The sequence below is a fragment of the Hubeiibacter jixunmingi genome, from assembly GCF_041928215.1.
Classification (GTDB): Bacteria; Pseudomonadota; Gammaproteobacteria; order Pseudomonadales; family Moraxellaceae; genus Acinetobacter.
This window is the reverse complement of sequence record NZ_JBHFHK010000011.1, coordinates 18,461-31,018: the sequence shown is the minus strand read 5'-3', so window position 1 is coordinate 31,018 and position 12,558 is coordinate 18,461. Positions and strand designations below refer to the sequence as shown.

Genomic DNA, 12,558 nt, shown 5'->3' with positions numbered 1-12,558 from the left:
GCTTTATCCCTTAGATGTCCAAAACTTGTGGCTGTTGAGCAGCATGCGGATGTTCGTTACCTGCATACAATTTCATTTTCTTGATCATTGCATAACCCAATGGGCCTTTTGGCAACATACCTTTTACAGCACGCTCAAGAACTTCTGTTGGCTTGTGAGCGATTAACTTTTCAAAGTTAGTCTCTTTTAAGCCACCTGGGAATTCAGTGTGACGGTAGTATTTTTTGTCCAAAGACTTGTTACCAGTCACTTGTACTTTCTCAACGTTAATGACAACGATATAATCGCCAGTGTCAACGTGTGGAGTGAAAGTCGTTTTGTGCTTGCCACGTAAACGGCGAGCAATTTCAGTCGCTAAACGACCAAGTGTTTTGCCTGTAGCATCAACAACGTACCAGTCGTGTTGTACTTCAGCAGGCTTTGCACTGAGAGTTTTCATCAGAAATACCTATTATAGTTGGTTTAGACAATGATTCGCCTAAACATGAAAAGGAATGTAAATTCTACAGATTTTATTGTACTTTTTCAAGTACAAGTTTTGATAAAATTTGCTTTGAAATAATTCAGTTACTCATCCAATGGGCTGATATGTAATTGGCGATATAAGCCTGGTGTAACACCTGTCCATTTTTTAAATGCACGATGGAAAGTACTGGTTTCACTAAAACCAACTTGCTGTGCGACATCTTCCAAACTCAATTCTGGATGTAATAACAAATGGATGGCTGCATCACGACGCAAAGCATCTTTAACGCCTTGATAACTTTTGCCTTCTGCTGCCAAACGACGGCGTAAAGTCTGCGGTGAAAGATAGAGTAGAGACGCCACATCATTAAGCGTTGGCATTTCTTCTCCGATTTGGTTTTTGAGTACTTCACGGATACGGTTGGTGAGCGAGCTACTATTTTTAAATTTCACCAAAAGCTGTGCAGGAGCGACTTTTAAAAATTCTTCTAAGCTTTCTTCGGTTTGACGAATCGGTAAATCCAAATAATCTGCTGCAAAAGAAATTTCTGTGCGTGTTGCGTTAAACTGCACTACGGGTGCAAAAAATAATGCATCGTATTCATCAGCATATAAAGGTGCATCATATTCAAACTTGACACGCTCTAATGGCAGACGGCGGTCGATAAGCCAAGATGCTAAACCATGCCAAATCATTAACAAGCATTCAGTGATAAAGTGCTTAGGCTGTGTATCATTTGGAATCAGCGGAACTAGACGTGCATCATGTTTGTCACGCTCTAGCGTCATCACCCATTCATCACCAAATAATCGGTAAAACTCAGCAGAACGTTCTAGGGCTTGTCCCAAAGTTTTACAATGCACCATCAATTGGCACATCATAGCAAAAGTACCTAGTCTGCGTGGTTGTTCGCCAAAACCAACATGTTCATCTTGCGTGATTAGCCATAGCATTTGTACAAATTTGATATATTGTTCTGGCGAAATACGGGCTTTTGGATGGCGTAATAGCTCAGGCTCAATACCTACACGTGGCAAAAGTGTTTCAATATCATGACCAAGACGTTTTACGCCAGCCAATGCAGCATCAACAAAATGAATGCTGATGGTATCTCTACCTAAGGCTTGATGCGTGTTGGTATTTGGATTGGTTTGGCTGTTCGCCTGTTTTTGCATGTGATTCACGACGTGATCCTGATTAAAATGAGCGAATATCGCATGATTTTGCTTAGAATATGCGATTAAAATGCAAAAATGAATGACATCTTATATCAAAATTACGATGACTGATGATGGCTTAAAAAAAGTACATTTAGCATACAAAAACCGATATTCACGTTATACTCGATGAAAAGCAGAGCAATTTTTATAAAAAATCCTTATCAAGAAAATCGAATGTAAATATACAAAAAAAGCATTTTGACTGTGACTAAAATGTAGTTATGCTTGTTTTACTTATAATTCATGCTAGCCAAAACGCCATGTATACTTATACTTCTTTTGACCAAAAGCTCATTGATGAGCGTGTTGCCCAATTTCGTGACCAAACTCAACGCTATCTCAAAGGCGAATTGAGTGAAGATGAATACCGCCCTTTACGTTTGCAAAATGGTTTATATGTACAACGTTATGCACCAATGTTTCGTATTGCCATTCCTTATGGTTTGATTAATAGTCGCCAATTAAGAAAAATCGCTGAGCTTGCACAGCAATATGACCGTGGCTATGCACATATTTCGACTCGTCAAAATGTACAGCTGAATTGGTCAGCATTAGAAGATGTACCAGAAATGTTAGCAGAATTGGCGACAGTACAAATGCATGCCATTCAGACCTCGGGTAACTGTATTCGTAATACTACGACTGATCAGTATGCAGGTGTAATTGCAGGTGAGATTGCAGATCCACGTCCGACTTGTGAATTGATTCGCCAGTGGAGTACCTTTCATCCAGAGTTTGCATTTTTGCCGCGTAAATTTAAAATTGCAGTATCGGCATTGGCAGAAAATGACCGTGCAGCGACTGCATTTCATGATATTGGTGTATATATAGTTAAAAATGAACAGGGTGAAATTGGCTATAAAATCAAAGTCGGCGGTGGTTTAGGTCGTACCCCAATGATTGGTAGCGTGATTCGTGATTTCGTGCCACGTGAAGACTTATTGGCTTATTTAGAAGCGGTGTTACGTGTTTATAACTTACACGGTCGTCGTGATAATAAATATAAAGCCCGTATTAAAATTTTGGTCAAAGCTTTGACACCTGAGGTTTTTGCTGAAAAAGTCGAAGCAGAATTTGCCCATAATCAACATTTAAAAATCCCTACCGAAACTTTGCAAAAAATGGATGAGCAATTTAAGCCTTTCACTTATGAAAGCTATGTTGATGAAGATTTTAGACAATTATTTGCTGAAAATACTAAGTTTAAGCAATGGTACAACATCAATACTGTTGCACATAAAGTAACGGGTTATCGAATTGTCAATATCAATTTGAAGCGTGCTGGTATTGCCCCTGGTGATATGACCAGTGAAGAGATGCGTTTTATTGCAGACTTAGCGGATCAATATACTTTCGGTGAATTGCGTACTACGCATGAACAAAATATTGTCTTGGCAGATGTACCACAAAAGCATTTATTTACCCTTTGGCAACAGTTAGAACAAGCCAATTTAGCGCGTGCACATATTGGCTTCATTACTGACATTATTTGCTGCCCTGGTGGGGATTATTGTTCATTAGCTAATGCCAAATCTATTCCGATTTCCGAAGCGATTAGCCGTCGCTTTGATGACTTAGATGCGGTGTATAATCTTGGTCATTTGGATTTAAATATTTCGGGCTGTATGAATGCTTGTGGTCATCACCATGTAGGGCATATTGGGATTTTGGGTGTGGATAAAAAAGGTGCGGAATTTTATCAAATCACGCTTGGTGGTAATGCTGATCATGATGCATCAATTGGTGATATTCTCGGGCCATCTTTTGCAGCAGAAGCGATTCCTGATGTAATTGAAGAAATTTTAAATACTTATTTAGACCTACGCCAATACGATGAACGTTTTGTCGATACCTACCGCCGTGTTGGTATTCAACCATTTAAGGAGCGTGCTTATGCTTAATTTAACTACACGTGTCTTACAAAAAGATGGTCAGGTTATTGAGAATACATATCAAACTGTTGCAGAAGATGGGCAAGTTCCTAACGGTGATGTGCTATTGAGTTTACAGCAATTAAATTTGTTGGCACAAATAAAGGGCAAAAAAGCGGTATTGTTAGGTGTGGAAGACTCACCTGAACAAGTTGAGTTGCCTTTGGCTGAATTGGATTCGATTTTTATTGCTTTCCCAGCTTTTACGGATGGTCGTGGCTATTCATATGCAGCGTTGTTGCGTCGCCAAGGTTTTAAAGGTGAGTTACGTGCGGTAGGTGATGTATTTAAAGATGTTCTAAACTATTTAATGCGTAGTGGTTTTGATAGTTTTGTATTAAAAGCAGAACATGATATTGAAATTGCTGCACGAGGATTAAAAGATTTTGAACATCCTTATCAATATTCTGTTGCAAAACCACAAGCTGAGTATCAAACGGGGCTTTAAATACGATTAATGATGCACTGATCATAAATAATGTGAAGAATACATTTTCTGAAAAATACTTTGAAAACAAGAGAATGTAATCTTACTTATTTATTTTTAATTGCATTTATACTAAATGAAATGTAATTTTACTTAATGTAACACAATGTTGCAAAATATGTGTTACAATGATTACAAGTTAAACTTTTAGAGCAGCGATTGATTAACAAATATTTCACAAATGGGATTGTTTGTGTAACGCAGTCGCTTGAGTTCCAACTGCAGTGTATATGATACATTTACTAAAAAATGATTGAAATCAAGTTTGGTTTATGTAGAATGTTGGCTGAAGTGTAGATGTATCGTAGACTTGTCTCGGTGGACTTTGAAGCCATTCAAGTAAGCGTAAGGTTATAAATAACCGTTTTATTAAACGACAATTGGTTTATTTGGAGAAAATTCCATGAAAATGACTCGTATTGCTTTGGCAATGTTAGTTGCTGCTCCATTTGCTGCTGCAAATGCTGGCGTTACTGTAACTCCTTTGATGTTGGGTTATAACTATAACTTCAGTAATACTGACAAAGGTATCACTGAAAACATGATGGGTAGTAAACAAGATTTAGACTTGCGTGATGGCTTAACTGTTGGTGCTGCGATTGGTGCTGAATTGACTCCAGCTGTACAAGCGGAAATCGAATATCAAAAAGCGAAAAGCGAATTGGTAAATAAAGTAACTGATAGCAAAGCAGACGTTACTGGTGAAACTGCTAGCTTGAACATCATCACAACTGCTGATGCGATCACTAAAAACTACGACAGCAAAGTTAAGCCTTACGCACTTGTAGGTGGCGGTTGGTCACGTTTCAATATCGAAAACGGCGGTGGTGCATCTAAAGACACTATCGGTAACGTAGGTGTTGGTGCGTTATGGCACTTGAACGACGCGTTGTCTTTGCGTACTGAAGCACGTGGCGTACACAACTTTGACCACAACTACTGGTCAGCTCAAGGTTTGGCAGCATTACAAGTTGTACTTGGCGGTCACTTGAAGCCACAAGCTGAAGTTGTAGAAGTTGCTCCAGTTGAAGCTCCAGCACCAGTTGCTCCACAACCAGTTCAAGTTGTTCAACAACCTCAACAACCACAAGTGTTGACTGAAGATCTTAAGATGGAACTTCGTGTATTCTTTGATACTAACAAGTCAAACATCAAACCACAATACCGTCCAGAGATTGCAAAAGTTGCTGAAGCATTGTCTGCATTCCCTAACGCTACTGCTAAGATCGATGGTCACACTGATAACACTGGTCCACGTAAGTTGAACGAACGTTTGTCATTGGCTCGTGCTAACTCTGTTAAATCTGCACTTGTTCATGAATTTGGTGTTGATGCTAACCGCTTGACTACTCAAGGTTTCGCATGGGATCAACCAATCGCTGACAACAAAACTCGTGAAGGTCGTGCGATGAACCGTCGTGTATTCGCTACAATCACTGGTAGTCGTCAAGTTCAACGTTAATCGTTGATTTAGGTTTATTCCTAAAAGAAAGCAACCGCAAGGTTGCTTTTTTGTTTAAATAAAGCAAGAAATAAAAGGGTTGAAAAATAAGAAATTTATCACATAAAATCCTACAACATATACAGCTTTATGCTAAAGTACCAGCAGGATAATGTGATGGATAAGATAATGATTAGTATTCAGCAACTCAATTTTTATTATGGCGAGCAACAAGTATTATTTGATATTGATATTGAACTGAGTAATAACAGCATTACAGGATTGATTGGTCCGAACGGTGCAGGGAAATCTACGCTGATGCGGTGCATTGCAGGCTTAGAAATTCCGCAACAAGGGCAAGTATTGCTAGATGGCGAGCCTGTTTTAGCCAATCCACAGCATAGCTATACACAGCTAGGCTATTTACCTGATATTTTTGGTTTGCCTGAAAATTTGACTATTTTGCAATATTGGACCTATGTTGCACATGCCAAAGGTGTGGAGCAACATAGGATTTCTGATGCAGTGACGTATACTGCTGATGTACTAAACTTATATGACAAACTGCATCACAAAATCAGCGAACTTTCTCGCGGTCAAAAGCAACGAGTCGGAATTGGTCAAGTGATTATTCACCGACCAAAATTACTCATTTTAGATGAGCCAGCCAGTGGTTTAGACCCAGAGGCACGCTATGAATTATCCCAATTATTTAATCAGCTAAAATCACACGGTATGACTTTATTGGTATCCAGTCATATCTTGTCTGAATTAGATGAGTATTGTACTCATATGTTGGTGTTGAAAGAAGGTAAAATTGTTAATCATCAAGCGTTAAATACTGATAATAGCCAGTATATTTTTACCAATCAAAAAGATATTCCATTATTATTACGTTTTGCTGATTTAACTGATGAGCAAAAACAAAGCGTATATACTTTATCACACATTCAAAATATTGTTTTTGATGAGAGGCAAAATGCGTTTATTGTATCGATTAATACAGATAGCCAATATCGTATTGCATTAATTCAGGCTTGTGTAGAGCAAAAATTGCCATTAATCGGCATAGAGATTTTAAAAGAATCTTTATTGCACACCTACCAAAAAAGCTTAACTGAATCAGCCAATATAACAAAAGGAGAGTAGCCATGACCAATCAAAATAATGATTTATTAGTGAGCAAATTGCCTAAAGTTGATGTGCCTAAGATTAAAATTAATGCTGAATTTCAACGTTTAATATGGCTGAATTTTAATTTTGCATTACTAGCGGTGGTTTTTTGTTGTTATGCCTTTTTTATTTATAATGCTTCATTTAATAGTCTAAAAAATTCGATTGTGCCAGAACAAGTAGCACATTCTGCGTGGGTGGGTTATTTTATTTTTGGTATTAGTGCCGTGATATTATTACAGCGTAGTTTTATGCAAGATATCAAATCGCAATTTTGGGATCAAATCCGTATGTCGGCATTGTCAGCGTGGCAAGTCACTTGGACGCGGTTATTTATTGCGCCGATTTTGGCATGGTGTGGTATTGTAGTCAGTGTCTTCTTGGTAGATTGGGGATTTGATACTTATAGTGATGCAGCACCAACAATACTGTCTCGAATAATGATGTTTATTGCCTTGATTGCTGTCGCAGTTTTGGGGATGAGTGCAGTCATGATCAATGAATTGCAATTTAATCGTAGCACCAAAGAATGGAATGGCTCATATTTGCAGTTGTTTTTATTGGTTGTCTTTTCATCATTGTATGTAGGTGAGTTGATTTCTAGTATATTGACTGGAGAGTGGGAAGCTTTATTTTTTAATGTTGATTTTTTTGAAACACCAAGCTATTTAACCAATTTCTCTGTGCTTATTGCAATCATTGCTTTATATTCAGCTTATCGTAGTATGCGATATAAGTTGCATTTAAAATCTAATCAGCATTATTGGCTGGTTTTAAGCCTAATTTTACCGTTCTTATTGAGTATCATTAATATTATTTTTTTGCTGGTAAATACCCAGTATATGCGAATAAGTAGTGGTGCTGATGCGATAACTTATTCAAAGTCTGCATATATATTATACAATATCATGCTCTATATGATGGTAATCTATTTTTCAGCTTGTGCATTATCGATTTTGGGGCAAGATAATCGCTTGGTGCAATTTAAGTTGGCAAAATCAGCACTGCAACAAAAACAATATCGACAAGCTCTGGCTTATTTGCCTTTATGGGTTGTGGTTTTGCCAGTAGGTAGTATTTTAATTGCAATTTGTTATTATTTATTTTTAGGTACACAATCAGTCATTCCAAATAATGGGTTGAATGAATATACTTTTCATTTATGGTCATGGTTTGGTCGAGTCGGTATTCTACTGATAATGGTAGCAATTTATCATTTAGGTAGTCGGATTTTCCCAAAAATGAATAGCGTGACTGTAGTGCTTATCGCAATGCTGATTTTATATTTTATGTGGAAGTTAGTGAATTAAGATTTTTAATACATATTTCACAAGCTTGAAATAGTATGGATTAAGAATTTTTGGTTAGAAAATGTCACAAAATAACACGCAAAAATACTTGCTTGTATGATTTAAAGTCAGTCTAATGTAGTGATTCATTATTTTTTAGAGAGTATATGCAATGAGTGCGTTAAACGGTCTAATTGAAGGTCTAGTGAAACAAGCATTAGGTGGTCAGCAACAGCAACAAGCACCACAAAGTAGCGGCGGTTTGGGTGATATTTTGGGTGCAGTACTTGGCGGTCAGCAGCAACAGCAGCAAAACACTGGTCTAGGTGGTTTGGGCAATGTGTTGGGTGCGGTACTTGGTGGTCAGCAACAACAGCAACAAAACTCTGGCTTAGGTGGTTTAGGTGCACTAACAGGTTTGCTCGGGGGCAATGGCGGTAAAGCGGCGATTTTGATGGCAGTTCTACCGTTAGTACTGGGTTGGATTCAGAAACAAGGTGGTGTTAATGGTGCGGTCAGCAAATTGAGCGATGCAGGACTGGCAAGCCAAGCACAGTCTTGGGTAAGCCCTGAGCAGACATGTGACAGCGTACAAGGCTGTGATGTGCAGCCGTTATTTGATGACCAAGAAGTCGAACAAGTAGCACAACAAGTGCAACAGCCTAAATCTGAAGTGTACAATACGATTGCAAGCGTATTGCCACAGATTATCGATACTTTGACGCCACAAGGTAATCAAAGCAATACGCAAACGGCAAATAATGATATTCAAAATGTATTATCAAGTTTGTCAGGTTTGATGGGTAAATAAATTATTTTTGCCTAAATAGTGAAAATGGTTTAAAAATAAAATATAGGATTAAGTCTTTGTGCTTAATCCTATTTTGTTTAGATAGAAGATTGATTTTGTAGAGAATTCTCATGTTTGAAATCCGTAAGCTTAAAGCCACAGATAAAACCCAATGGCTATCACTTTGGCAAGGTTATTTGGATTTTTATCAAACTGAAATGCCAATGCAGGCTATTGATTATACTTGGCAAAGGCTCGTCACGCCCGATGCGGGCAAGGCAGGGAAATTAACTGGTTTTGCGGTGTTTAAAGATGATAAATTAGTGGCTTTTGCACATATTACCTTGCATGAACATAGTTGGACGTTCGAGCCATGCTGTTATTTAATAGATTTATTTGTAGCACCAGCTTGTCGAAAACAAGGCATCGCTCGGCAATTATTTGATTATCTATATGATTATGTAAAGAAAAATAACTATGCTCGGGTGTATTGGCTAAGCAAAGAAGATAATCATACCGCACGTTTGCTTTATGATAAAATCGCCAAAAAGACCGATTTTGTGCAATATCGTCATGATATATTTTAAATTTTTTGTGCATGATTAAATAACAATATATTTTATATGACGTAAATGATTGGTGATGATGAAAAAAAGCACAGCTTTGCATGAAAAAAAATTGCCCTTTTTTAAGCTTAAGGCTATATTAGTGGCATTTAAATAACGCGATTCGGCGTGGAGCATTTTTCTTGCAAATTTTATCTGCATCAGCATGTGGTTTATCTCGTTCGGACTTAAGTCCTGCCATTTTGGAAGTCATTGAAAGTTTAACCAAAGCCGGCTATGAAGCATATTTGGTTGGTGGTGGCGTACGAGATTTGATGCTGGGCGAGCATCCAAAGGATTTTGATGCCGTGACCAATGCCACACCATCACAAATTAAAAAAGTCTTTGGTCGTCGTTGCCGTATTATCGGTCGTCGTTTTGAATTGGCACACGTCCATTCTGGGCGAGAGATGATTGAAGTTGCTACGTTTCGTGCCCCACCTAAAAAAGCCATTACCAGTGCGACAGGTATGGTGTTGCGTGATAACAATTGGGGAACGATTGAGCAAGATTTTGCTCGCCGTGATTTTACGGTAAATAGTTTTTATTATCAGCCTTTTGACAATGTCGTTCTTGATTTTTGTCATGCTTATAAAGATATTAAATCCAAAACGTTAAAATTATTGGGTGATGCGGATCAACGTTTTGAAGAAGATCCAGTGCGTATGTTGCGTACTTTACGCTTTGCAGCCAAGTTGGATTTTAAAATTCATCAAAGTGTATTGAACGTATTTACGACTGACCGTATCAAACTATTACGAGAAGTGTCGCCACACCGTCTATATGATGAAAGCCAAAAAATGTTTTCAGTAGGTCGCTTGGAGAAATTGGTGCAATTATTAGACCAATTTCAGGTATGGCAAGAGCTTTTTATCGATGCGACATTGACGCCATTGGTTAAGCAAGCAGCACGCAATACCGATCAACGCCTTGCAAGTGGTAAGACAGTCAATTCAGCATTCTTTTATGCAGTTTTATTATGGCAACCGTATTTAGACCGTATCGAACATTATCATCAAAAAGGCATCAAAGGTCATGAAGCGCGTGTACAAGCAGGCATGGATGTTTTGAAACGTCAGGCTACACGTACTATCATGCCACGTTTTGCGGAAGTTTTCGTGCGTGAAGTATGGGAAATGCAAAGTCGTTTGGTACATATCAAGCCGCAGCACATTATGACTTTGGCAGGGCATACGCGTTTTAGAGCTGGATTTGACTTTTTGATGTTGCGTGAGCAAATTGGTGACGAAAGTACACAAGGTATGGCAGCGTGGTGGGAAAACTTTCAATATCTCAATAATGATGGTAAAGAAAGAGCAATCGCGGATTATCGCCGTCAGCAAAAACGTTTGCATAATCAAGCACAAGCTGAAAAAACATCAAACCAAGATACGTCAAGCAAATCCAAATCGGGTAAATCCAAAGTACCAAAAACTGATCTGCAAACCAATACAACTGCAGACCATTTGGAAGACTTTTTGCCTTTGGTGCAGGAGCCTATTAAGCCACGTCGCCAACGTAACAAAAGCAATGGTCATCGTGCAGATGCAAGCCAAACAGATATGAATAGATCTGAGAGTGGACAAACGCAGAGTAATGCTGGTTTAGATCATCCGATCTTGCGTCGTCGTCGTGTACAGCGTGATTTAAAAGATGTGATCTTTGGTCCAACACGTGTATAACTGATTGCAAAATTGTAGCAATAAATCGTCACTTAAAAGTGGTTATTTTGATGAAAAAAGTACAGTGTTTTATTGGTCTGGGCGGTAATCTTGGCGATTCTCGACAAATCTTCGTTGATGCAATTGACGCTTTAGCCAAAATCGGTGAAGTACGTGTGTCATCACTATACAGCAGTCCACCGATGGGTCCACAAGACCAGCCTGATTATCTTAATGCGGTCGTCGAATTATGGACTGACCTAGCACCTTTGGCATTATTAGACAGGTTACAATATATTGAAAATGAATCAGGGCGAGTGCGTTTACGACATTGGGGCGAACGTACGCTGGATTTAGATTTATTATTGTATGGCGATGAGCAAATTGATGTACCACGCTTAAAAGTACCACATGTCGGATTGTTTGAGCGTGACTTCGTGGTATTGCCATTGCTAGATCTTGAACCCAATAAAGTCATTGCAGGACAAGTATTACAAGATTTAGCTTGCGTAAAGAATCCGACAGCCCAAGCTATTGATGCAGATTGGTATCATTCTGCTCACTGATAGATTTTATTTTTAATATTGTTTTTAAACTCTCCCATCGAACGCTATGATTAGGTCAGTTCGCATATATTCTGAGGTTGTGATGATTAGTTTAACCGATTTAAAAAAATTCAAAAGCCAGGGGCGTAAATTCTCTTGCTTGACTTGTTATGATGCGAGCTTTGCTAAGGCCTTTGAAGCGGCTGAAATTGATACGATTTTGGTTGGTGATTCTTTGGGTATGACGATTCAGGGACACGATTCCACTTTGCCAGTGACTGTGCAAGACATGGTTTATCATACTACCAATGTAGCACGTGCCAACAAGCATGCTTTGATTATGACTGACTTGCCATTTATGAGTTATGCTACTGTAAATGATGCTTTGCAGAATAGCCGTGCGGTGATGCAAGCCGGTGCACATGTGGTCAAAATCGAAGGCGGTGCATGGTTAGCAGATACTGTGCAGGCTTTAACACGCAATGGTGTACCTGTTTGTGTACATTTGGGTTTAACGCCACAATCGGTACATGTGTTGGGCGGTTATCGTTTACAAGCAAAAACCTTATCCGCAGCCGAACAATTATTGGCAGATTGCCAAGCGGTAGTTGATGCTGGTGCAGCATTGCTATTATTAGAATGCGTGCCAGCTAGCCTTGCCAAACAAGTCAGCGAACGTTTTGCTGTGCCTGTGATTGGTATCGGTGCAGGTGTAGATACTGATGGTCAAGTGTTGGTTGTACAAGATATGTTAGGCTTAACTTTTGGTAAAGTAGCACGCTTTGTACGTAATTTTATGGCAGAACAGTCAGGCGAACATGCTATTGTTGATGCCATCAAAGCGTATCATCAAGCAGTCATAGAGCAATCTTTTCCTGCACCAGAACATAGCTTTCAAGTCGATGTAAAATAAGCCAAACCCACACAAGCGAAACCAAATCAATATTAGC

At 38.8% G+C, this 12,558-nt stretch carries 12 protein-coding genes; 10 read left to right on the top strand and 2 right to left on the bottom strand.

Annotated elements, in window-relative coordinates:
* Positions 1 to 10: 10 nt before the first annotated feature.
* Together rplM and ACEYX7_RS03055 are read right to left on the bottom strand one after the other, a co-directional pair.
* On the bottom strand, positions 11 to 439 hold the full coding sequence (gene rplM / locus ACEYX7_RS03060; RefSeq protein ID WP_374802104.1) for a 50S ribosomal protein L13: 429 nt from the start codon (positions 437 to 439) through the stop codon (positions 11 to 13).
* 128 nt (positions 440 to 567) lie between these two features.
* On the bottom strand, positions 568 to 1,641 hold the full coding sequence (locus tag ACEYX7_RS03055; RefSeq protein WP_374802134.1) for an AraC family transcriptional regulator: 1,074 nt from the start codon (positions 1,639 to 1,641) through the stop codon (positions 568 to 570).
* 305 nt (positions 1,642 to 1,946) lie between these two features.
* On the opposite strand from ACEYX7_RS03055, the gene ACEYX7_RS03050 reads away from it, so the two are divergent.
* The 10 genes from ACEYX7_RS03050 to panB all read left to right on the top strand — a co-directional run bounded on the left by ACEYX7_RS03050 (position 1,947) and on the right by panB (position 12,521).
* Positions 1,947 to 3,587, top strand: coding sequence for a nitrite/sulfite reductase (locus ACEYX7_RS03050; protein WP_374900196.1), 1,641 nt, complete (start codon positions 1,947 to 1,949; stop codon positions 3,585 to 3,587).
* Entirely contained in the window at positions 3,580 to 4,065 is a 486-nt protein-coding gene (locus ACEYX7_RS03045; protein ID WP_374802100.1) for a DUF934 domain-containing protein, read from the top strand. The genes ACEYX7_RS03050 and ACEYX7_RS03045 overlap by 8 nt, the downstream gene beginning before the upstream one ends.
* 442 nt (positions 4,066 to 4,507) lie before the next feature.
* Entirely contained in the window at positions 4,508 to 5,566 is a 1,059-nt protein-coding gene (omp38, locus tag ACEYX7_RS03040; protein ID WP_374802098.1) for an outer membrane protein Omp38, read from the top strand.
* A gap of 156 nt (positions 5,567 to 5,722) precedes the next feature.
* Entirely contained in the window at positions 5,723 to 6,694 is a 972-nt protein-coding gene (locus ACEYX7_RS03035) for an ABC transporter ATP-binding protein (RefSeq protein ID WP_374802096.1), read from the top strand.
* Positions 6,695 to 6,696: 2 nt separating this feature from the next.
* A complete protein-coding gene (locus tag ACEYX7_RS03030) occupies positions 6,697 to 8,028 on the top strand; it encodes a hypothetical protein (protein ID WP_374806507.1) in 1,332 nt (443 codons plus the stop codon).
* Positions 8,029 to 8,179: 151 nt separating this feature from the next.
* The gene (locus ACEYX7_RS03025) at positions 8,180 to 8,818 is read left to right on the top strand and encodes a YidB family protein (RefSeq protein WP_374802092.1); all 639 of its coding nucleotides are present in this window, start codon (positions 8,180 to 8,182) and stop codon (positions 8,816 to 8,818) included.
* A 110-nt stretch (positions 8,819 to 8,928) separates the two neighbouring features.
* Positions 8,929 to 9,384 carry a GNAT family N-acetyltransferase gene (locus ACEYX7_RS03020; protein WP_374802090.1) on the top strand — a complete coding sequence of 152 codons (456 nt, stop codon included), beginning with the start codon at positions 8,929 to 8,931 and terminating at the stop codon, positions 9,382 to 9,384.
* Between the two features lie 161 nt (positions 9,385 to 9,545).
* Entirely contained in the window at positions 9,546 to 11,084 is a 1,539-nt protein-coding gene (gene pcnB, locus ACEYX7_RS03015; RefSeq protein WP_374802088.1) for a polynucleotide adenylyltransferase PcnB, read from the top strand.
* A 50-nt stretch (positions 11,085 to 11,134) separates the two neighbouring features.
* Positions 11,135 to 11,629 carry a 2-amino-4-hydroxy-6-hydroxymethyldihydropteridine diphosphokinase gene (gene folK / locus ACEYX7_RS03010; RefSeq protein WP_374802086.1) on the top strand — a complete coding sequence of 165 codons (495 nt, stop codon included), beginning with the start codon at positions 11,135 to 11,137 and terminating at the stop codon, positions 11,627 to 11,629.
* Positions 11,630 to 11,711: 82 nt separating this feature from the next.
* Entirely contained in the window at positions 11,712 to 12,521 is an 810-nt protein-coding gene (panB, locus tag ACEYX7_RS03005) for a 3-methyl-2-oxobutanoate hydroxymethyltransferase (RefSeq protein ID WP_374802084.1), read from the top strand.
* The last annotated feature ends 37 nt before the right edge of the window (positions 12,522 to 12,558 follow it).